A 22,465-nucleotide genomic window follows, 5' to 3' on the forward strand; every position below is an offset into this window, starting at 1 on the left:
AAACGCGCTTAAAAACTGCCGCTGACAGAGAACCGGAAGATCGGCCCGATGCGGCTATCCTGCTCCTCGCGGAACAGGACGTCGCCATCGGGGCGGGGGCTGTCGAATACCGTGCGGTTGAAATAATTGCGTGCGCCGAGGAAATTTCCGTAGGTGGCACGAACCGTCAGGCCGAATACGTCTTTGTTCTCGATGAAGAGGTCGGCAAAGGTCGGTCCTTCCCATCCTCGCCCGAATTCATAGCGCCTGGAATACCCGGCCTGATTGTTGGTGAAGATGCTGACGCCATAGGCCCAGTCGGTAGTGGGTACGTCGTGCCGGAAATCGACATCAAGGAAATCGACAGTGTCATAGGAGAACGGTCGGTCTTCGCCCGTGAATGGGTCGGTCACGTTCATCCACCGCTTGACGCCGGTGAAATCGATGCGCGCCCCGGCAATGCCTACCGGATCAAGGTTCACCGTGCCCGATAACTGGAGATGCAGCCGGCGAGCATCGCCGATATTCCCGCGTGCCTCGCCGCCGCCCGCCAACGGGAACCAGTCGATGAAATCTTCGAACCACGCCTGGCGGGCTTCGAATTTGAGCGAACCCCAGGCACCAAGGCCCTTGTTGACCTCCAGTTCGAGATCCCAGCTTTGATAGGGGACGAGTTCGTTGTTGCCGTTGTTCTCGTTCTCATCGTTGAGCGAGACGCTGGCGAGGAAATCGCCGAAGGATAGCTGGCTGACCCGCCGCGCTGCGGTCAGCGAAATGTCGAGATCATCTTGGGGCTTCCATGTCAGTGCCAAAGACCCTTTGGGCCGTTTGAAACTGCGCGAATTGGCCGCCACGCCGGTCTGCTCGATGGTTGAAAATTCCCCCGTTGCGATAGCCTGGAGCGAGAGGCTGGAGGACAGGCTCTTGGAGAAGCTCAGCGATCCTTCGTAACGATCTTCGCTGACACCGCCGTTTCCACCGGGGAAGGGCAGCGGTGCGAAGTCGCCTCCGGGGGCAAGAGTGAAGAGCGCAGAAACACGGTCCAGCCTGTTGAAGGCCGCTTCACCCGACACCTGCCAGTCGGCATCCCACAAGGACCAGCTGTATTCGAAGCGCCCAATGCGCTCGCCAATGCCATTGGTCTGGGTAAATCGTGATCCAATCGGCAACCTGCCGTCGTCGAAGCTGTCGATCAAATCGTTGGCAAAGTTATCACGCTCGAAACGCTCGAGCGCGATCAGCTTCAGCCTGCCCGGGCCCGCCGGGAATTCGATATCACCGCCCAATTCATATGCGGGACCGTCTTCATTAATCACAAGATCGCGAACTCGTGACGCGCCAAAGACGGGCCTGCCCGTTTCCGGCATATCGCGGAACAGGAAGTCTTCCCCATACGAAAGGTTCAGATTGGCGATCACATTCTCGCTGAAGGCGTAGGTGAAATTGGTGGATAGCTTGGGATTGTCGAAGCCGCCGGAAAACTTGGTATCCTGCTCCTCGATCAGAGATCCATCACCAGCGAAGATCAGATTTGTGCCATCGGCGCCGAAGCGATCGTTACGGTTCGAAAGCGAGACTGTGAAATCCAGCTTTCCGCTCGAACCAGACAGCGAGATTTCACCGCCATAGAGCTGCGCTTCGGTGTTATGGGGGCGGAAACCCGTGTTCCAGCTAAACTGGCCTGACGCACCGGTATTCACGTAAATCACATTCGCGACCAGGCCGGTGAGCCCCGGGATGTCGAGCGTATTGCCGTCGACCAGCTCGATCCGGACCACATCGGCGGCGGAAATACGCGACAGCTGGTCGCGCAGGCTGTCGGACTTGCTGGAGAAACGCTGCCCGTTGACGATGACATTCTGGTTTGCCTGACCAAGCCCGCGCTGGCCGCCGTCATTACCGCCGGAAATGTTGAAGCCGGGGATACGGCTGACCATGTCGAGCGCGCTGCGAGGCGCAAACTGCGCAAAATACGTCGGTTCGAAAATGCGGGCGTTCTCGTTCTCCGACCCACCTTCACTGAGCTGCGCAGATGGCGGCGCATCGTTTTCCTGCGCCATCACAGGCGCCGAAGTGGCCGCGACAAATGCAGTCGATATGAGCATCAAGCTTCTGTAATGGTGCGGAATTATCTTGGTTTTCATCGCTTTCGTTTACAAGCGTAAGCGATTGGAGGAACGCGGCATCGACAGAGGGCGGTCCATACCCGACGAACCGCATTGCGTGTCGATGGATTGCTTGGATAACCCGCCCAGTTACCAAAGCGGTGGTTAAAGCCCTTGAACATCGCGCCGCCTATGGCGACATAGGCGCGACAAATTCGACAAGAGGAAATACATGATCAACCTGTTCGGCGACGACGCTCACGGCACTCAAGGCCAGTTCAACCGCGATCCCATCACCGGGGCGCTGGTGCCGACGGTGGTCGAGCAGTCCAGCCGCGGCGAACGCGCTTTCGACATTTTCAGCCGCCTGCTCCGCGAGCGCATTGTTTTCGTAACCGGCCAGGTCGAAGACAACATGGCTTCGCTGATTGTTGCCCAGCTGCTGTTCCTTGAAAGCGAAAATCCTTCCAAGCCGATCAGCATGTACATCAATTCGCCTGGCGGCGTGGTGACAGCGGGCATGGCAATCCACGACACGATGCAATACATCAAGCCGCGGGTTTCGACGGTCTGCATCGGCCAGGCCGCCTCTATGGGCAGCTTCCTGCTGGCCGCTGGCGAGCCGGGAATGCGGATCGCACTGCCCAACGCCCGTATCATGGTCCACCAGCCCTCCGGCGGTGCACGCGGCATGGCGTCGGACATCGAAATTCAGGCCCGCGAAATCCTGCGCATTCGCAAGCGCATGAACGACCTTTATGTCCAGTATACCGGCAAGAGCCTGACCGATATCGAGAAGGCAATGGACCGCGACACCTTCCTTGAAGCCGATGAAGCGATGAAATTCGGCATCGTCGACAAGGTCTTCGAAGCCCGTCCCGAAAACGAAGGTGACGACGAGCCGACCAAGGACGAAGACAAGGGTTCTGGCGGCGCGCCCGAGTAGATTGCAGCGTTAAGGAGGCGGGGTAAAACGTCCCGTCTCCGGACTGTTGCGAAACTGTCGTAGGAATTGAGCAACCTTGCCGCTTCAGCAAATGGCAAGGGCATGATGCTACCTATGATATTGACCCAATCCCGCACCGGCCTAAAGTCGGCGAATCCCTGTCTTAGGGCGGATCAGCGGGGCAGAGCAGGAAATGACCAAGTTGAGCGGTACCGATAGCAAATCCACGCTGTATTGCAGCTTCTGCGGCAAGTCGCAGCACGAAGTGCGTAAACTGATCGCGGGTCCCACCGTGTTCATTTGCGACGAATGCGTGGAGCTGTGCAACGACATCATCCGCGAGGAAACGAAGGCGGGAATTTCGGGCAAGAAGGACGGCGACGTCCCGACACCTTCCGAAATCTTCCAGACCCTGAACGATTACGTGATCGGCCAGGACCGCGCGAAGCGCGTGCTTTCAGTCGCGGTGCACAATCACTACAAGCGCCTGAAGCACGGCGGGAAGGCCGGCGACGTCGAATTGGCGAAGTCGAACATCCTGCTGGTTGGCCCGACAGGCTGCGGTAAAACGCTGCTGGCGCAGACGCTTGCGCGCACCTTCGATGTGCCTTTCACGATGGCCGATGCCACTACCCTGACCGAAGCCGGTTACGTGGGCGAGGACGTGGAGAATATTATTCTCAAGCTGCTGCAGTCTTCCGACTACAACGTCGAAAAGGCGCAGCATGGCATCGTCTATATCGACGAAATCGACAAGATCACCCGCAAGGCAGAGAATCCCTCGATCACGCGCGACGTTTCGGGCGAAGGCGTGCAGCAGGCCCTGCTCAAGCTGATGGAAGGCACGACTGCCTCTGTTCCGCCGCAGGGTGGCCGCAAGCATCCGCAGCAGGAATTCCTGCAAGTCGACACGACGAACATCCTGTTCATCTGTGGCGGTGCGTTTGCAGGCCTTGAAAAAATCATCGCCGACCGCCTTCAGAAGCGTTCGATCGGTTTTGGTGCGCACGTTGCCGATCCCGATAAGCGCCGCGTGGGTGAACTGCTCGAAAAGGGTGAACCGGAAGATCTCCTGAAGTTCGGCCTTATTCCCGAGTTTGTTGGCCGACTGCCAGTAATCGCGACTTTGCGCGATCTCGACGTCGACGCCTTGGTAACGATCCTGACCGAACCGAAGAACGCACTGTGCAAGCAGTACCAGAAGCTGTTCGAACTCGAAGATGTCGAACTGACCTTCAAGGAAGACGCACTCAAGACGATTGCCGAGAAGGCTATCGAGCGCAAAACAGGTGCTCGCGGTCTTCGCTCGATCGTCGAGGGCATCCTGCTCGACACGATGTTCGACCTGCCCGACATGGACGGCGTGACCGAAATCGTGATCGACGCCGACGTTGTCGAAGGCAAGAAGGACCCGATCCAGGTCCATGGCGGCAAGAAGGACAAGGAAGAAGCGGCCTAAAAGCCCCTTTTTTCACTTAAACATCAAGCGGCGCCCACCTCATCGAGAGTTGGGCGCCGTTTTGTTACAGCGTTCTCAATCTGGTCATATCGCAGTCACATCAGTGAGCCATCCAAGCCTCATAACAGGGCTGAAGGACGCTGCGGGTGGAAGTTATTACAATCCTCATGACAAGTGAGGACGGGGCCGACTTCGAAGATTTCGACCACGGCGATGCACGATATATATTTGGTGGCTTGAAATCGTCAGGACCACGACGACTGATCGAAGGGCCGGTTTGCGCCTTTGTCGATTGGGTGCTTACCGACATGTCCGGGCAGGAAATGTGTAGGCGGTTGCGGGCCGATCCACGTATGTCAGCCGCGCATATCACGATGGTCCTTGAGAGTTGCAATCCGGAAGACAAGCGCAAGGCATTGGCGGCAGGCGCCGATGACTACGTTATCGGTCCGGTCGATCGCACCATGGTTCTCGACCGGGTGCTTGCTCTTGGCACAGGAAATTCGGGCACGGTCATCGGTCAGCCTTTTTCCCTAGGCGATCTGGAAATCGACATGGGCGCCTTGCTCGCCCGATGGAAAGGTAAGCCGATTGCCTTGGCCCCCAACGAATTTCGCCTGCTTCGTTATTTTGCCGAAAATGCCAATCGAGTCCTAACCCGTCAGGATCTTATCGACGGCCTAGGTAAGCAGGAGCCACCCATCGACGAGCGTACTGTCGATGTCTGGATCGGCCGTCTGCGCCGCTCACTAAGGGCAGCTGGAGCAGGCACGTCGATCCGCACGGTGAGGTCGATGGGCTATGTTTACGACAGCCACTGAGCTCCGCTGGATCGCGAACAAAAAGGGCCGCCCCGTAAGGAGCGGCCCTTTCCGTTTGTCCAAGGGTAAGGATCAGAACGTGAGCGATGCGCCAAGGCTGAAGCTGCGTCCGACATCGTAGCTGTTCACGTCGATGCGGGTTGTCCCGTTGCTCTGAAATTCCTGATGATCGGTGCCGGTAAGGTTGCGGGCTTCAAACTTGAGTTCAAGCTCTTTGCCGAGGACGTCAAAACCCTGACGTGCGACGAAATCCAGCTCTAGGCCCGGCTTCTCGACAATATCGGGCAGCGGGCCTGCCCCGCGGCTCGAAACGCGCTCGCTGGCGTATTTCGCCAGGATCGTGAACTGGCTGAGCCGCTCCGTATCTTCGAACCCCAATTGCAGGTTCACGATGTGGTCCGACTGTCCTGTCAAAGGTACGCCGTCGTCGAAAAAGTTGGTCGCCGGCTGGTCCGCGAACGGGAACACCGATGCAATATCGTCAGCGCCGACTTTGATCTCGGACTGAGTGTAGGTGTAGTTCGCAATCACGACGAGCCGCTTGCTGTCGAACCATTCGCCGAAATCATAGAGATCATAGTTCCACTGGGCTTCTACCTCACCGCCGTAGAGCTGCGCTTTGGGCGCATTCGCAAAGCCCGAAATGATGTCGTTATCAGAGAAGCTGGTGAAGATCTCGATCGGGTTCTCAATGTCCTTGTAGAACCCCGCAACACTGACACGGCTGCCCGCATCGAAATAATATTCGAGGCGTGCTTCGGCATTCACAAGTTCACTGTCAACAAGGCGCGGGTTGCCGTTGAACTGACGGTTTGTTTCCGGATCGAAATAGGTCTGGAAAATCAACTCGCGGAACTGTGGGCGGGCGATCGTCTTGGACGCGCTGGCCCGGAACTGGAGGTCATCGCTGATCTCCCACGTCAGCGTGCCGCCGGGCAACCAGTAGTCGTTCGCCAGCGAAGTGCCGCTGGTTGATCCGAGCGGCTCCGAGAACACCTCGACCGCCTGGACGGACTGCTTCGCATCTTCATAGCGAACGCCAATATCCAGCGAGACGACATCGAAAGGCGTAATCGTCACTTTCGCGTAGCCGGCATGAATCTCGAGGGCGGCTCCGAACGCAGGGTCGGTCTGGGTTGTTTCGAAGATGTTATATTCGAAGGGACCAACGCCGGCGGCTGTTTGAGCGTCCCGGTCGAAACCGAAAGCAATCAGAGCATCGCCCAGCAGATTGTCGGGCCGGAAGGCACCGAAGCCCTCCGGGTAACCACTGGATGCGCGAATATCGAACTCGCGGCGGGTCGAGAAACGGCTGGTGTCGGTATAGGCATACCCGACTGTCGCACTGAGCCAGTCGGTGAAGATGTAGCTGACGTCCGCTCCGCCGTAATAGAGGTCCTCGGTAAGGTTCGAGAACGCGACGATGGCGCCGCCTCGCTGAGGGTCGAGCGTGTTGAGGAAGAGGTCACCAAAGGGGTCGTTCTCATTATTGGTGCGGACATAGGTGAACTCGTACTCGAATGGTGCATCACGCTTCGTCTGGGCATAGCCGCCGCGAAGATCGATGGAGAGATCGCCAAATTCAAGCTCGGCGACGCCTTGCGTGTTGAACAGCTGGCGTTCGAACCATGAGGTGTTCTGGATCAGTTCCTCATCGTCATCCTGGAAGTCGATGCCGCGGGCGAGCGAAGCGCGCTTCAGCGTGTCGTGAATAAAGAGGTTGGTGAAGCGGAACTTGTGCTGTCCAACCTCGAGTCCGAAACCGAGAAGGCCGTTCACCAGCATTCGGTTGTCGGTCACGAATTGATCGAAGTCTGTATCCAGTTCGAGCGCTTCGTTCACCGCGGTCTGGCGCGTAATGAAACGGTTGCGCCACTTGTTGCTGAGCGAGGCAGTGGCGATCACGCCGAACTGGCCATCCGAGAACACGTCTACCGCTGTGCCTGCTGTAATGGAGCCGGAGAAATTGGCCGGCAGGTCGCCAATTTTCTGGATGAGAATCAAATTGGGATCGTTGAGGTCTCCCAGGATACCCTGAAGGTCGACTTCGTCGTCGCCAATGCGCGAACCGCTGTCAAAAAAGCCCTGCAGCGCCGCATAGTTCGACACATCTCGGCGGCCATTGTCGAATCCAGTCCAGTCGTAGGCGCCGCCATAATAACTATAGCCATTGCCGAAGGTAGTTTCGCTGTCGCCACTGATTGATCCGGAAACCGTCAGGAAGCTCTCGGTCGGAATTGCGCGGGTCGTAAGGTTGATTACGCCGCCGCCAAATTCGCCCGGAAAGTTCGCGGAATATGTCTTCTGCACCAAGCTCGAGGCAATCACGCTGGTGGGAAAAATATCGAGCGGAACAACACGGCTCAGCGGTTGGGGCGAGGGCAGCGGGAGGCCGTTGAGCAGGGCCAGCGAATACCGGTCGCCAAGGCCGCGCACATAAACCAGCCCATTACCTTGCGTCGACAAGCCGGTGACCCGGCCAAGCGCGCCGGCGATGTCGCCTTCACCGGTACGGGCGATGCTTTCGGTATCGAGAACCGTGATGACCTGGCTTGACGAACGAGTAACGTCGCGCTGGCGCCGACCGGTCACGATGATCGCGCCTCCGGGTACGGAAATATCCGGTTGCGCCTGCTCATCGACCATCTCTGTGTCACCGTCTCCGCCAGCGATCTGCTCATCCTGCAGATCATCTTCGGTCGATGGCGGAGTCTCCACCCCGGTGCTTTGGGCAATCGCGGTGGTGGGAAACGTAAGAGCGGTTGAAAGCAGGAGCAGCCCTGCCAGCTGCTTGGCAGTGGACATTTGAATGACCCCCTTGAATTAGGCCGAATGCGATGTGGGCCAAAGGGCCCCGGATAGGAGAGAGGTTCGGGGGCTGCACTTTACCGCGCAGCCCCCGCCCTTTTGTAAGTTCAGTTGTAGATCGGCAGGCTTGCGCAGCCCGATACGGCGCTATCGAAAGTCACCGTGGCCGAGTTGCAGGTCCAGCCATTCACCCAAGTGTCGTTGCCCGGGAATACGGCCCCGATGTTGCTCGCCAGATCGAAGAAGCTCGACCATGCGGTCACGTTGAACACCGGCACGCCGTTCTCGTTTGATCCGTTCTGGAACAGCATCGAGAGAGTATTGGTGAAGGCCGAGTTGTTGTTGGTGCCGGCATCGAAGACTGCCTGGATATCGGCAGCAGTGGCGCCAGAACTGTCACGGAACGGAGCCGAACAGTCGAGTACCAGCGAGTCGAACGCAACCGGTCCGGCTTCATCCGCGCCAGCAGTGCGGGTCAGTTCTTCTTGTCCGTCAACGCGCAGGCACGGCGTGTCGTTGCGTGACCATATGACCGAGTTGGCAATCGAATAATCAGCAAATCCGCGAATACGGACAACCTGATCGTTGGCGTTCTGATGTACGAAAGTGGCATTCGAAATGCGCGTGTTCTGGCGCGGAGTGGAATCGTTGAATGCGTTGTCGGAGTCGGCTTCAATGATGGTGTCACCTGCACCCGGACGCTGGATCGCGATCACGTACTGCAAGTTGGCCTTCACGCCGGTATCAGTGTCGATGCTGTCGTCTTCTGCGCCGACAACGATCAGGTTCTTCACGTTTACGCGGCCGCCGAAAAATTCCACGCCGTCGTCAGAACTGTTGTAGCTCATGATGTTTTCGAGCGTGGTGCCAGAACCGATGCCGCCGGTTGTCAGCGACTGCAGCTCGTTATCGCCCGACAAGACGAAGCCCGAGTAGCGGATCTGGACGTAGGTCATGCTTCCCGAACTGTCGTTTGCAGTTGCACCGCCGAAGATCGCCGGATCAGCTGCGCCTTCGACCTGACGTTCGCAATTGACGCTGCCCGGTGTCGCACCAGCTGCGATGCAGTCCGTGACCGGAGCACGGCCCGAAAGGACCACACCGCCCCATTGGCCGGACGAGCTGGCGCCATTGAGGCCGAGAACATTGTCGCGGCTGGTGAAGATGATCGGACGATCGGCGGTGCCGTTCGCCTGGATGGTATTCCCGCGATTGACGTTCAGGAAGCTGGAGCCTGCCGCATAAATGATCACGCCGGGCTCGATCGTTAGTTCGACATCGGTGTCATCAAGGCCGTCGCTCGCATCAGGAGAAGGTCCGCCATCGGTGCCGACATCGACACGTCCATTGATGCGGTAAAGCAGCCCTTCGATGTAGGGCAGGGTGATGCTCGCGTTAATCCGTGCAGGCATTGTGCACACACGATATTCGCCGGTCGGTCCGCTGATTGTGCCGTCGTCAGTCAGGCCCTGAGCGTCGCTGATCGTCGGGCAGCCATTTGCCGGAGTGACGTTGCCGGAAGTCGGCGTGGGCGTTGGGGTTGGCGACGGAGTGGGGTTGTTGATGACCACGTTGCCGCCAGTACCGGGCGAGACGATTTCGTCGGGACCGCAACTTGCAACAGCCAATGCAGAGCAGCCAAGAACGAGCGAATGTTTGAACTTTATCACGGGAATGGTCCCCTCAAAAACCGGATGAGTCGGAAAGAATTTCGAATGCGAATTCGTTGATCGCGACTCGCCAGCTAGGGGCGCTTTGTTACAGTTTTGACCGCCGCGTGACCGTTATGTTGCAGTTTCAACAGATTTGATGGTCTCGCTCTGATCGGCGGAAGAAATTCAACTTTCATTGCAGAAATATGACAATGTTACAGATTTGTTGCAGCAGACGTAACATTGCACCATCTTCGCACTCTAAATTCTTGGGAGAGATGAGATGTCGACATTCATGACAGCCGCGTTGCTGGTACTTGGGAGCGGCCCGATTGAAGTCGTGGCAACGGCAGGACCGTCATCTGATGTCGGGTTCGAAGAGCTTGCTGCTGGCGACAACTTGGCTGCAATCTCCGCAATCGAGGCCGGCTCCCTGCCGGCCAGTGACCCCGCGCGTCTGATCAATCACGGCGTCGCCCTCGCGCGCTTGGGCGACCATGAAGGCGCTCGAGAGAAATTCGCCGAGGTTGTTGCAGATTCGGATCGCTACCGGCTTGAAACCGGGAGCGGGAAATGGGTTGATTCGCGGGTCTTGGCCCGCCGCGGATTGTCGCTGATAGATCGTGGTGAATTCGAAGGTTATGCCGCCCTAGCCAGCCGTTAGGTCTTCTTGGCCTAGTATTTCCGGCCCGCTGTCCTTTTGGGCTGCGGGCCGGTTGCTTTGCACGGCGTGCAAGGGCTTTCCGGCATCCAGCCCGTTGTCACTTTGGTGTCATTTATTGGCGCCAAAGCGGTGGCACGGAGGGTGTCGACGATGATTCGCGCACACGGAGCGTTCGTCGCAAGCTTGGTTTGCGCAATGCTCATCGCTTTCCCAGCGAAAGCGGATGTTATGGAAATAGATTCTGACGGTGCGCGCTGGATTGCCGGCGGAAGTACCGCAGGCAAAGCTGCGCCAACAGCGATTGATGCGGCTTCTTCAGAATCCTCATTCGTGCCTGAAGAACTGGCGGTGCCAGAGCGCATTGTCGCTGAACCAGCAAGGCACGCAGAGGGTGTCCCGCAAATCTACCGCGCCAAAGTAGCCGAGCTGGCAGAGCGGTTCGACCTATCTGCCTCGCTTATCGAAGCGATGGTCTGGCAGGAAAGCCGCTGGCGGCACGATGCCGTGTCGCCGGTCGGTGCGCAGGGTTTGGCCCAGCTTATGCCGGCAACAGCCCGCGAACTTGGCGTCGACCCAAGCGATCCGCTGGCTAATCTGGAGGGAGGTGCCCGGTATTTGCGCGAGCAACTCGACCGTTTCGATGGCGACCTCGAAAAAGCGCTTGCGGCGTACAATGCCGGCCCGGGCCGGGTAGAGCGTGCGAACGGCATCCCGCGCATTCGCGAAACTCAGATTTACGTGGCCTCCATCATGGGCCGGCTTTCAGATCACTCACGGGAGTAGACCGACTTGTATTCGCTATTTTTCCGCTCTGCCGCACTGGCCATCCTTCTTACCCCCACAGCCGCTTTTGCGCAGGCCGCTGACCCGGCTGGGTCAGGCCCAATCGTAAATGCGCTGGGCTGGTTGCAAGATACGCTTCTTGGCAACGTTGCTACTGCAGTGGCGGTCATGGCTGTTGCCGCTATCGGCTTCATGATGCTGACCGGACGGTTGAATTGGCGTTTCGGCGCAACCGTAATCATAGGAGTTTTCATCCTGTTCGGCGCGGCATCCATCGTGGCCGGTATCCAGGGTGTAGCTGGCTAGAATGACTTCGCTGGTTCGCCATCCCGTTCACAGGGCGTTGACGCGGCCGCAGATGTTTGCGGGCGTGACGTTCAACTATTTTATCATCAACGGCGTGGTGACGACCGAAGTGTTCCTCATCACCGGCAGCTTTTGGGCGTTGTTTGCAGCGTTGGTGATGCACGGTGTCGGCTATTTCGCCTGCCTTCGCGAACCTCGGATTTTCGATTTGTGGATGACCAAGGTGTCCAAGTGCCCGCGGGTGAAGAATTACAAGCGCTGGGGGTGCAACAGCTATGCCGCGTAATGGCAAATGGATCGGACCCGCCTCGTGGAGCGCGAAGGAAGCCCGTGCGGGCGACCGCCTTCCCTACGCCAGGCTGATTGACGCAAACACCATCATGCTGCGTGACGGCAGCGTCATGACTGCACTGCAGGTCCCAGGCCTGCTTTTCGAAACTGAAGATAGCGAAGCGCTCAACGCTCATGCTGCAACGCGCGAGGTAATGCTGCGCAGCACGCTCGATGCGCGGTTCGTCATGTATCATCACGTCATCCGTCGCCGTGTTTCGGTCGATCTCGATGCCGAATTTCCCGATCCCATCAGCCGCCATATCGACGGGCGTTGGAAGGAACGGCTCGGTTCCGGGAAGCTGTTCGTGAACGACCAGTTCGTCACGCTAATTCGCCGTCCTGCGCGCGGTAAGGCCGGGCTGGCCGAGCGGCTCAGCAAAAAGGCCAGGCGCCAGAAGGAAAGACTCGAACCCGATGCCAAGGACATTCGTTCCTTGCGGGCGGCAGCACAGGGCCTGATCGCTTCCCTCCAGGCTTATGGCGCAACCCCGCTGGGTGAATATATCGGTCCGCAGGGCAGCGTGAACTCAGAGATGCTCGAACTGCTCTCTGCGCTCTATAACGGCGAAATGCGACCGGTTCGCAAGCCATCGGACGAAGTCGATATCGGTCAGATGCTGCCCTATCGCCGCGCAAGCTTTGGCCTTGATGCAATGGAAGTGCGCGGCTCTGGCTCGCCTGAGTTTAGCGCAATACTCGGCCTGAAGGATTATCCCGAAGCAACTTCTCCAGGCCTTCTCGATGGACTGCTGCGACTGCCCTACGAGATGGTCGTTAGCGAGAGCTACGCACCTGCTGAACGCCAGACGGCGCGCGAACGAATGGATCTGGCGATCCGCCGATTGAAATCCGCCGACGAGGATGCTGCGGCAGAACGATCGGACATGATGGCCGCCCGAGATGCGCTGGGGAATGGTGCCGTCGGATTTGGCGATCACCATCTTACGGTTCTTGTCAGGGAACGTAACTTGGCCCGCCTGGATGATGCCACTGCCGCTTGCGCAGCCGCCTTGGCGGACACAGGAGCGATCGCGGTGCGCGAAGATACCAATCTCGAGCCGGCTTTCTGGGCCCAGTTTCCTGGCAATGAAGGTTATCTGGTTCGCCGCGCGCTGATCTCCAGTGCGAACATGGCAAGCTTCGGCTCGTTCCATGGCTTTGCTCTGGGTCAGGCCCAAGGCAATCACTGGGGTGATGCGGTCACCCTCCTGGAAACTACCAGTGCCACTCCGTTCTTCTTCAATTTCCATCACGGCGATCTCGGCAATTTTTCGGTTATAGGGCCGAGCGGTTCGGGCAAGACGGTGGTGATGAACTTCCTGGCCGCACAGGCCCAGAAGTTCTCGCCGCGCACGATCCTGTTCGACAAGGATCGCGGTGCTGAGCTCTTCATCCGGGGCATCGGCGGGCGCTATGACAGCATCCGCGCGGGTGAACCGACCGGGTTCAACCCGCTTTCTCTTCCTGATACTCCGGGTAACAAGGCATTCCTGCGCGATTGGTTGTCCGTGCTGCTGAAGGCCGAGGGGCCTGAAGAAGACGCCACGATTGCCCAAGCCGTCGACGCAGCTTACTCCAACGATGCATCGCTCCGGCGCCTGCGCCATTTCAAGGAGCTGCTGTCCGGCAGCAAGCGCCCGCAGCCCGGCGATCTGGCCGATCGGCTGGCCGCCTGGATCGGCGAGGGTGAAAACGCCTGGTTGTTCGATAATCCGGAAGACAAGCTGGACCTGAGCGCCAGGGTGCTTGGCTTCGATATGACTGCGTTGCTCGAAAACCCGAAACTGCGCACGCCCGTCATGATGTACTTGTTCCACCGCATCGAAGAACGGCTGGACGGCAAGCCGACGATGATCCTCATCGACGAGGGTTGGAAGGCACTGGACGACGAAGTATTCGCCGCGCGCATTCGAGACTGGCTCAAGACCCTCCGCAAGCGGAACGCCCTTGTCGGTTTTGCAACCCAGTCAGCGCGAGATGCGCTCGAAAGCCGAATATCCACGGCGCTGGTCGAACAGACCGCCACGATGATCTTCATGCCGAACAGCCGCGCCCGGGCAGAGGATTACTGCGATGGTTTTGGCCTGACCAGCCATGAACTCGCGCTCATTCGCACCCTGCCTGCGCACAGCCGCTGCTTCCTGGTGCGGCAGCCGGATGCGAGCGTTGTTGTGCGTCTTGATCTATCAGGCGCACCCGAAGTGCTGACACTCCTGTCCGGGCGTGAAAGCTCGGTGCGCCGCCTCGACCTGCTGCGTGCAGCGATGGGCGATGCGCCTGCCGACTGGTTTCCTGCTCTTACCGGTACTGAATGGCCGGGCAGTGCATATGACCAGTCCGGGCCGGACGACATCCATCTTGAAGTCGCTGCGGAATGACCAGCGCGACGTGCCAGCAAGTGACCGAACAAGTGGGCAATGGCGTCGCTGCGGCGCTGCGCGGCGTCGACTGCGTGGCAGGCGAGACCTCGGCCGCGGCATTCGGACGGCTGTTCGCACCAGGCGGTGCGCTTGGCACTACCTTGACGATCGTTCTGACGCTTTACATCGCGATCTTCGGCTTCCTGTTGCTGACCGGTCGGACGAACATCGGCGTCAGATCGCTGGTGCCGCGCATGATGACGCTGGGACTGGTACTGACCTTTGCCACCAGCTGGGTCGCTTATCAGAGCGTGGTCTGGAACCTTGCTGTAAGCGCGCCCGATTATCTCGCGGGTATTCTTACCGGCAGCCAAGGCTCTGCTACCGATACATTTGCCCAGAAGATCGACGTGGTATTCATCGCAATTCAGGAAGCGAGCGGCGGCAGTTCCGATTTTTCTGCCTTCTCGCCGCAAGGCATGATGTGGCTCGGCGCCATGCTTTTCATGTTGGGCACTGCCGGACTGCTCGTCACGACCAAAATCGCCCTCGGCATCCTCGTCGCGCTAGGCCCGGTTTTCGTGGTCATGGCTCTGTTCAACGGCACACGTGGTTTGTTCACTGGCTGGCTCAAGGGCCTGGTCCTTTGCGCGCTCGCGCCGCTTTTTGCGGTAATGGGCGGGTCGATAATGCTCGAACTTGCGGTCCCGATCCTATCCTCGCTCACCGCCAACCCAGGCATGGTCCCGGCACAGGCTGGCATGGCATTCTTCATGATCGGCGCTGTTCATGTCGCGCTGATGTTCCTCGTGCTCAAAGTGGCCGGCGCGATGGTATCGGGCTGGACCGTTTTCGGTCTTGTACCTTCCAAAGATGAAGGTGACAGTTTCACCTCGCTCTCATCAGCGCCATCATCCGCATACCAGCCGCAGGTGGCGGCGGCGCAAGCTTTCACCCAAGCTAGCGATCAGGCACGCCGGATCGACGTTTCGGCAACCGCCACCGCCGCTCCTGCCAATGATGGCGGCACAGGCCGCGGCGATACTGTCCGTACGACCAAGGTCCATACCACCGCTTCGGCAAGCAGCCGGGCGAGCCCTGATAGCACCCTCCCGAGCCGTACGATGGGTATCGGCAACCGTTTCAAGCCAGCGCCAATGCGCGGCCCTGCACCTTCCACGGAGATTTCACGATGATACGCGCAGTGCTTCCCGCGCTAGCCCTCGTCCTGGCCGCAACATCAGCCTCGGCCGATACTCGGTTGGTCGAGGTGACTTACGACGAATTTTCGGTCGTCACGATCCCCGGCCGCGTCAATGTTCAGGCCAGCATCGTGTTTGGCGATGATGAGGTGATCGAGAACGTCGCCATCGGCAACTCCTCAACCTGGCAAGTCACGCCGAACAAGCGGGCGAACATCCTGTTCGTCAAACCACTTGAAGCGCGTGCGGCGACAAATCTCACGGTCGTAACCAGCGAGCGCACCTATCTGTTCGATCTGGTCGCCTCACCCAGTTCGAAGCCGCTCTATGTGCTGCGTTTCGACTATCCGATCGATCCAGAAGAGGAAGCGCGCAAGGCGCGGATGGCAGAAGCGGAAACTGCTCCCGCGCAGGCCGCGAATCCTTTCTCGGCCGTTGACCCGGCAGAGCTTAATTTCGCATGGAGCGGGGAAGGTGAAATCGACCTTCTGCCAGATCGTGCATTTGACGATGGCGACGCGACCTTCCTCAGCTGGCCAGTGGGCAGGGATGTGCCTGCGATCCTGGTGACCAATGCAAAGGGCGATGAAGGACCGGTAAATTATACCGTTCGCGGTGAAATCATCGTGATCGACGGTGTACCGCGCAGCATTATCCTGCGTTCCGGCAAGGACAGTGCGACCTTGGTCAACACCGGACCCGAGCGGGCTATCGATACTTCTGAGCGCAGCGATGCCGCGCTTGCCCAGAGGGGGGTCAGCTAATGCGTCTCGCCATGCGCCTGCCCGAAAAAAAGCCCGGTGACAGTTCAGTCGCCAACGATATCGACCCGCGCGATGAAGCTGGCGCAGAGATCATCGATCTCGCACAGCATAATGGATTCCCTGCCGTTGCCCGGCCGGGCGGCACCTCCGATGCAATGGGCATGGTGGCGGGCATCGCCATCGTCGCTGGGCTTGGTGCCGTTACATTGTGGAGCATGAGCGCCGCACGCATGCCGGAGCCCCAGGGGATCGGTGGTGCCCAGCCCGAAGTGGCCGCTGTCGCCGCTCCCACTCCCGAGGTCGTTGCGGCTCCGAGCGCGGCGCTGGAGCCGCCGACGCCCCAACAACGGGCCGCCATGGCAGATCCTGCGCCTGCACCGGTTCTGGCCGCCGCGCCGCAGCAAGCCGTAGCGCCCAACACATACAGCAGTCCCACGGTCATATTCGACGCTGGTAGTTCCCCCGCGACCGGTCCGGCGGCAGCACTTGGGTCCGAAGCAACCGGTGAGACTTCAGCCACCGGCAATTCGGCAACAGATTTTGCCAGCCGCGTCGGCGGAGTGGGAGGGGCGCCTGCACAAGCAAAGGCGATGACCAACCCGTCGACGACGGTCACCCAAGGGACGCTAATTCCGGCGGTGCTCGAGACCGCGATCGACACGAATGTGCCCGGATATGTCCGCGCAGTCGTCAGCCAGGACGTACGCAGCTTTGATGGTACGAAGGTGCTGGTTCCGCGATCGAGCAGGCTCATCGGGCAATATCAATCGGGCATGCAGAACGGCCAGAAACGCGCCTATGTGATCTGGACGCGGCTTATCCGGCCCGATGGTGCGTCGGTGAACCTTGCCTCGCCCGCTATCGGCTTTGATGGCACGACAGGATTGCAAGGCAAGGTGACGGGGGGCGGGTTCTTCCAGCGCTTTGGCTCGGCCGTATTGCTATCGGTCGTCGGCGGTCTGGGTACCTTGGCGTCGGGCGGCGCCGGCGGCGTGCTGATCGGTGGAGCGGGTCAGTCGGCCGCGTCAACCGCCGCACAGCAGGACGGGCAGCGCGGTCCCACTGTGCGCGTGCGTATGGGCGAGCCAATCCGTATCTTCACTGCGCGCGATCTAGATTTCTCGAGGGTGAGTTGAAGGCACGCAAGGACAGTCGATGACCGCCGATATCCATCCCTTTCAGCCCGACGAAAACGCTTTGCCGGTGAATTTGAATGGCGAGCGCAGCGTCTATCTCGATGCCTATCTCAAACCATTTTCCGAATGGCTCAATCGCGACACGGTCACTGAAATTCTCGTCAACAGGCCCGGCGAGGTCTGGGTGGAAGATGTCGCTGCGGGCGGGATGCAGAAGATTGAACGACCCGAGATCGATGATCGACTGATCCAGCGGCTAGCCGAACAGGTTGCCCGGGTCAGTCATCAGGGCATCAATCGGGAGCATCCGCTGCTCGGGGCGACGCTGCCGGATGGCGCGCGCGTGCAGTTCTGCGGCCCTCCCGCAGCGCGCAAGCATTGGGCCATGGCTATCCGTCGCCATCGCAGGCTGGACCTGCCACTCGACGCGTACGACACCGGGCCATTGTCCAAGGGCCAGCATCCGGCGCTCCCAGATGCGCAGGCCGAACCAATCGCTTTTTTGCGAGAAGCAATTCGCCAGCGCCGCACGATCTTGGTGTCCGGTGGTACCAGCACGGGCAAGACCACGTTCCTGAACGCGATGCTTGGCGAAATTCCGCGACACGAACGCGTCGTCCTTGTCGAAGACACGCCTGAATTGAAGTTCCCGGGAGAGAACGGTGTCGGGCTGGTCGCTGTCAAAGGCGAACTGGGCGAAGCAAAAGTCTCGGCCAACGAATTGCTGCAGGCTGCGCTGCGCCTGAGGCCTGACCGTATTGTGCTGGGCGAGCTGCGCGGCGCGGAAAGCGTCAGCTTCCTCCGGGCGATCAATACCGGCCACCCCGGCAGCTTCTCCACGATCCACGCCAACAGCCTTCGCGGGGCGCTGGAGCAGCTGTCCTTGATGGTCATGCAAACGGGAATCGGGCTCACACGGCAGGACACCATTGCTTATGCCGCAAGCGTTATCGACGTACTTGTACAACTCAAGCGTGATGAAAACGGCAAGCGCGGAATTGCGCAAATCGCCGAAAGTGCCGATTTGCTCGTCCCGTAAGGCATTTATACCAATTTTCTGAAAACCCTCAATGCCGTAGCGTCATCGCAATGTTGGGCACTTCGCAACCGCAACATATCCAGTGCAAAGTGGTGGTGCAGCGCAACAATAATGCGCAATCCCTTGCCTGAATACGATTTCATGATAGCTTTTCCCTCCAGACCGCCGCGAGAGACGGTCAGACGAGGAGAGGGAATATGAGGATCAGAGCAGGCCTTTTGGCCGGTATCTGCGCAGGTGCGCTCGCCGTTCCAGCCTACGCGCAAGACGTCACTGGAGACGATAGCCAATCGGGGATTGCGGAAACGACCGACAATAACCGCGTCATTATCGTTACCGCGCAGCGACAAGCGCAAAGCTTGCAGGAAGTTCCAATCGCGGTCAGCGCATTCGATGCCGAGGCACTTGAGGCGCAGCAGATCGAAAATGCGAGCGATCTTCAGCTGACCCTTCCCAACGTCTCTTTCACCAAGTCGAACTTCACCAGTTCCAGCTTTACCATTCGCGGTATCGGCGACCTTTGCGTTGGCGTCACCTGCGATGCAGCGACTGCGATCCATGTGAACGGTTCGCCGCTGTTCGGAACGCGCCTGTTCGAAGCGGAATATTTCGATCTTGAGCGGGTCGAAGTTCTTCGCGGTCCGCAAGGGACCTTGTTCGGACGCAACGCGACATCAGGCGTGGTCAACGTAGTTACGGCAAAGCCGGACCTGTCGGGCTTTGGTGCTGCCGCCGAATTTGAATACGGCAACTATAACAGCATCAAGACCAAGGGCATGGTCAATGTGCCCATCGGCGAAACCATCGGTGTCCGCGTCGCAGGCTATTATCTGAACCGTGATGGTTACACCGAGAACCTCTATGACGGTTCCGACATCGATGGCCGCGACATGTACGCGATCCGCGGATCGCTGCGCTTTGAACCGACCGCGAACACCACAATCGATCTGATGGGGTTCTACTTCCGCGAGGACGATGACCGGCTGCGCATTCAAAAGCAGACCTGTCAGCGCGATCCCACCGGCGTTCTCGGCTGTCTCAACACCCGCCGCGATTTCGACAGCACGAATGCGAACTCCACACTTGCCACCGTCCTGACTTCGGCGGAACTTTTCCGCATCCAGGGCATCCCCGATGCCTTGGCGCTTGGCAGCGTTTACGGTGAGGACGGCTTCGCCAATTTCGACGAGCCGGATAATGTGCGCGTCGTCAACACACCCTTCCAGCCGAATTATTTCGCGGACGAGCTGCAATTGCAGGCGCATCTCGATCAGGCGATCGGTTCAATGAACCTGTCGGTGACCGGTATTTACCAGGAAACCACGGTCGATAGCCGCCAGGATTACAATCTCGGCGTGCTTGATCGCAGCGGTTATGCGACGGCGCTCAATACGCTCGCCTTTTTCGGAGCGAACGGCTTGCCGACTGGTGTGGCCAACCCGCCTTTTATTCCGGGGTCATCGGCTTATTTCTCGCCGATCGTGGCGGCACTCATTCCCGGCGGTCCTGACGGGCAACTTTGTACCTCGAACAATCTGCAGGGCAACCAAGGCGTCTTCGAGGGTCACTCGATATGCTCCGATGCACCGCTCAGCTTCGACAGGTCCAATCAGGATCAGACTTCGTGGGCAGGGGAGGTCATCCTCTCAAGCGATCTCGATGGTCCGCTGAACTTCTTGGTCGGGGGAATTTACGCCGAATCCGAAGTCAGCGAAAACAGCTACTATGTAAACAATTTCGGGCTCGACTATGCCACCGCCATACTCGGGACATTCGCAGCTTTCGCAAATACCGACCCGGATACCGGCGCACCTGCGCCGTTGCCGCCATCCTATCTCGCGACATCGATGTATCGAAACAATACGACTGATTTCAAACTGAAGAGCTTCGGTATCTTCGGCGAAGTCTACTACGATATCAGCGATCGCCTGAAGTTCACTGGCGGCCTGCGTTACAATGACGACACGAAGAGCGTCACCGCGCGGACAACACTTGCCAGCTTCCTGAACCCGTTCAGCAACGATGGCGATCCGTTCGATTCTCCTTTCGTCGGCGGTTATGACGCTGATCCGGGGACGGACGGCAACCAGTTGTTCCAGACCCGCGAGGTGTCGTTCAACGAAATCACTGGCCGTGCCGTTCTGGATTACGAGATCAGCCCGGACAACAAATTGTATTTCTCGTACTCGCGAGGCTACAAGTCGGGCGGTATCAACCCACCGCTTTCGCCGATCTTCGCTGTCGCCGAGAGCTTCGGTTCAGAGCAGATCGACGCCTTTGAAATCGGGTCGAAGAACACGTTCCTCGACGGTGCGGCACAGGTGAACCTCACCGGCTTCTACTACGATTACAAAGGTCTCCAGCTCAGCCGTATTGTCGCCCGTACTTCGGTCAACGATACGATTGATGCCAAGATCTGGGGCCTGGAACTGGAGACGGTTTTCTCGCCGAGCTATAACTGGCTGATCAACATGAACCTCAGCTACCTCAATGCCGAGGTTGCAGGCGATCAGTTCTTCACTAACCCGCGCGATCCCGGTGGCGGCGATCCGGATGCCGTGATCATCAAGGATCTCGGCAATGGTTCGCATTGTGCGATCACGGGCGCGGGCGCTGATGCCTTTGTCAACTTCCTCAATCCGTTCTTCGGCCTGCAAGGTACCAATGAATTCCCCAGCGACGGCGGCATCGCCTCGTCGGGTGCTTTCGGTATCTGCAGCATCTATGAGGCTGCGGTAACCGGCAATATCGGGGCCATTGATCCTGCCTTGGTCGCGCTTCAGCCGTTCATTGACAGCTTCGGTGCGCTCTCGGTGCTGAGCCCGGGTGTCGAGGTAAACCTCAAGGGCAACAAACTGCCCCAGGCGCCTGAATACAAGGCATCGATCGGCGTGCAGTACACGGCCGAATTCGGTGGCGGCATGACACTGGTACCGCGCTTTGACCTTGCACTCACCGGCGAACAGTACGGCAATGTGTTCAACGGCTCGGTCAACCGGATCGAACCGTTCGTACAGGCCAATGCTCAAATCCAGCTCAACTCAGCTGACGAGCGCTGGTATGTCCGTGCTTTCGTACAGAATATCTTCGATGCCAACTCGGTCACAGGGCTTTACCTGACCGACGCATCATCGGGGAACTTCACCAACATCTTCACACTCGATCCGCGCCGCTACGGCGTCGCGATTGGCGCGAAGTTCTAAGACATCTGGTAAAAGGGAAACGGGAAGGGGCGGTCCAGTGGGCCGCCCTTTTTCTATTCGCTAGGTTTGCTTGTTGCGAAAGGCGAGAAATCGGTGTCGGTATCGAATACTTCGGCGCCTTCTGCGCGCTTGAGCTTGCCAACCACGATATAGGTCACAGGGGTCAGCGCAGCCTCCCACAGTACCTTGAGCAGCCAATTGCTGACCATCACGATCAGAACATCGCGGGTTTCCCATACCCCTAGGAACGCGATCGGATAAAAGATCGCGCTGTCGACCGCCTGCCCGAAGACCGTCGAACCGATGGTGCGGCTCCACAGCGCCTTGCCCTTGGTCCAGACCTTCATGCGCGCGAGCACATATGAGTTGACGAATTCCCCGGCCCAGAACGCGATAATCGATGCAGCGACGATGCGCGGAACCTGGCCGAACACGCTTTCATAGGCTCCCTGACCGTCCCAGCTTGCCGCTGGAGGCATGGCGACAACTGCCCAGCTCATGAAGGCCATGAAGATCATCGCCGCAAAGCCGACCCAGATTACGCGCCGCGCCTTGGCATAACCGTAAACCTCGGTCAGCACGTCTCCGATGACATAGCTGATCGGGAAGAACAGGATGCCTGCTCCGAAGGTAAAGCCTGCCACAGTGGACAGCTTGGCTGCGCCGATCACGTTAGACAGGAGCAACACCGCAACGAAGCTTGCCATGACGATATCATAGTAGCGGAAGCGTTGCTGGGCGGCTGGGGGATTTGGCTTTTCCATAGCGCGCTGTCTATCGCCGATTGGCGGACAGGCAAAGCCGCGTTATGGCTCCACCCGCGCGCGCCCGTAGCTCATCTGGATAGAGCGCGAGACTTCTAATCTTGAGGCAGCAGGTTCGAGTCCTGCCGGGCGCGCCAAATA

At 58.9% G+C, this 22,465-nt stretch carries 17 protein-coding genes and 1 tRNA gene; 14 read left to right on the plus strand and 4 right to left on the minus strand.

Annotated features, from left to right (window positions below; genetic code table 11):
* Nucleotides 1-8 precede the first annotated feature (8 nt).
* Complete coding sequence (locus tag K3166_RS02410) at nucleotides 9-2,123, minus strand: TonB-dependent receptor plug domain-containing protein (RefSeq protein ID WP_247714700.1); 2,115 nt, start codon at nucleotides 2,121-2,123, stop codon at nucleotides 9-11.
* Between the two features lie 193 nt (nucleotides 2,124-2,316).
* Here K3166_RS02410 and K3166_RS02415 point away from each other — a divergent pair, with 193 nt between their 5' ends.
* The 3 genes from K3166_RS02415 (at nucleotide 2,317) to K3166_RS02425 (ending at nucleotide 5,310) form a co-directional block, all read left to right on the plus strand.
* On the plus strand, nucleotides 2,317-3,030 hold the full coding sequence (locus K3166_RS02415) for an ATP-dependent Clp protease proteolytic subunit (RefSeq protein WP_221423116.1): 714 nt from the start codon (nucleotides 2,317-2,319) through the stop codon (nucleotides 3,028-3,030).
* Nucleotides 3,031-3,223: 193 nt separating this feature from the next.
* Nucleotides 3,224-4,489 carry an ATP-dependent Clp protease ATP-binding subunit ClpX gene (clpX, locus tag K3166_RS02420; protein WP_221423117.1) on the plus strand — a complete coding sequence of 422 codons (1,266 nt, stop codon included), beginning with the start codon at nucleotides 3,224-3,226 and terminating at the stop codon, nucleotides 4,487-4,489.
* 146 nt (nucleotides 4,490-4,635) lie between these two features.
* Nucleotides 4,636-5,310 carry a response regulator transcription factor gene (locus K3166_RS02425; RefSeq protein ID WP_247714701.1) on the plus strand — a complete coding sequence of 225 codons (675 nt, stop codon included), beginning with the start codon at nucleotides 4,636-4,638 and terminating at the stop codon, nucleotides 5,308-5,310.
* 72 nt (nucleotides 5,311-5,382) lie between these two features.
* Here the strand turns inward: K3166_RS02425 and K3166_RS02430 are convergent, their stop codons facing one another.
* On the minus strand, nucleotides 5,383-8,115 hold the full coding sequence (locus K3166_RS02430) for a TonB-dependent receptor domain-containing protein (RefSeq protein ID WP_221423118.1): 2,733 nt from the start codon (nucleotides 8,113-8,115) through the stop codon (nucleotides 5,383-5,385).
* Between the two features lie 110 nt (nucleotides 8,116-8,225).
* Complete coding sequence (locus K3166_RS02435; protein ID WP_221423119.1) at nucleotides 8,226-9,788, minus strand: hypothetical protein; 1,563 nt, start codon at nucleotides 9,786-9,788, stop codon at nucleotides 8,226-8,228.
* Between the two features lie 265 nt (nucleotides 9,789-10,053).
* Between K3166_RS02435 and K3166_RS02440 the strand changes: the two genes are divergently transcribed.
* The 10 genes from K3166_RS02440 (at nucleotide 10,054) to K3166_RS02485 (ending at nucleotide 21,560) form a co-directional block, all read left to right on the plus strand.
* A complete protein-coding gene (locus K3166_RS02440; RefSeq protein WP_221423120.1) occupies nucleotides 10,054-10,434 on the plus strand; it encodes a hypothetical protein in 381 nt (126 codons plus the stop codon).
* A gap of 228 nt (nucleotides 10,435-10,662) precedes the next feature.
* Nucleotides 10,663-11,217 (plus strand): lytic transglycosylase domain-containing protein, encoded by a 555-nt coding sequence (locus K3166_RS02445; RefSeq protein WP_221423121.1) that lies wholly within the window; start codon nucleotides 10,663-10,665, stop codon nucleotides 11,215-11,217.
* Between the two features lie 6 nt (nucleotides 11,218-11,223).
* A complete protein-coding gene (locus K3166_RS02450; protein ID WP_221423122.1) occupies nucleotides 11,224-11,523 on the plus strand; it encodes a TrbC/VirB2 family protein in 300 nt (99 codons plus the stop codon).
* 1 nt (nucleotide 11,524) lies between these two features.
* Nucleotides 11,525-11,809 (plus strand): VirB3 family type IV secretion system protein, encoded by a 285-nt coding sequence (locus K3166_RS02455; RefSeq protein ID WP_221423123.1) that lies wholly within the window; start codon nucleotides 11,525-11,527, stop codon nucleotides 11,807-11,809.
* The gene (locus tag K3166_RS02460) at nucleotides 11,799-14,234 is read left to right on the plus strand and encodes a VirB4 family type IV secretion/conjugal transfer ATPase (RefSeq protein ID WP_221423124.1); all 2,436 of its coding nucleotides are present in this window, start codon (nucleotides 11,799-11,801) and stop codon (nucleotides 14,232-14,234) included. Before K3166_RS02455 ends, K3166_RS02460 begins: the two co-directional genes overlap by 11 nt.
* The gene (locus tag K3166_RS02465; protein ID WP_221423125.1) at nucleotides 14,231-15,412 is read left to right on the plus strand and encodes a TrbL/VirB6 family protein; all 1,182 of its coding nucleotides are present in this window, start codon (nucleotides 14,231-14,233) and stop codon (nucleotides 15,410-15,412) included. Before K3166_RS02460 ends, K3166_RS02465 begins: the two co-directional genes overlap by 4 nt.
* Entirely contained in the window at nucleotides 15,409-16,182 is a 774-nt protein-coding gene (locus K3166_RS02470; protein ID WP_221423126.1) for a TrbG/VirB9 family P-type conjugative transfer protein, read from the plus strand. Before K3166_RS02465 ends, K3166_RS02470 begins: the two co-directional genes overlap by 4 nt.
* An 11-nt stretch (nucleotides 16,183-16,193) precedes the next feature.
* The gene (locus K3166_RS02475; RefSeq protein ID WP_221423127.1) at nucleotides 16,194-17,318 is read left to right on the plus strand and encodes a TrbI/VirB10 family protein; all 1,125 of its coding nucleotides are present in this window, start codon (nucleotides 16,194-16,196) and stop codon (nucleotides 17,316-17,318) included.
* A gap of 19 nt (nucleotides 17,319-17,337) precedes the next feature.
* Nucleotides 17,338-18,357 (plus strand): P-type DNA transfer ATPase VirB11, encoded by a 1,020-nt coding sequence (gene virB11, locus K3166_RS02480; RefSeq protein WP_221423128.1) that lies wholly within the window; start codon nucleotides 17,338-17,340, stop codon nucleotides 18,355-18,357.
* A 197-nt stretch (nucleotides 18,358-18,554) separates the two neighbouring features.
* Complete coding sequence (locus tag K3166_RS02485) at nucleotides 18,555-21,560, plus strand: TonB-dependent receptor (RefSeq protein WP_221423129.1); 3,006 nt, start codon at nucleotides 18,555-18,557, stop codon at nucleotides 21,558-21,560.
* 53 nt (nucleotides 21,561-21,613) lie between these two features.
* On the opposite strand, the gene K3166_RS02490 is transcribed toward K3166_RS02485, so the two are convergent.
* Nucleotides 21,614-22,324, minus strand: a complete 711-nt coding sequence (locus tag K3166_RS02490) for a queuosine precursor transporter (protein ID WP_221423130.1) — start codon at nucleotides 22,322-22,324, stop codon at nucleotides 21,614-21,616.
* 60 nt (nucleotides 22,325-22,384) lie between these two features.
* Here K3166_RS02490 and K3166_RS02495 point away from each other — a divergent pair.
* A tRNA-Arg gene (locus tag K3166_RS02495) sits at nucleotides 22,385-22,461 on the plus strand.
* Nucleotides 22,462-22,465: the final 4 nt, after the last annotated feature.

The organism is Qipengyuania psychrotolerans (assembly GCF_019711355.1).
Taxonomy (GTDB): domain Bacteria; phylum Pseudomonadota; class Alphaproteobacteria; order Sphingomonadales; family Sphingomonadaceae; genus Qipengyuania; species Qipengyuania psychrotolerans.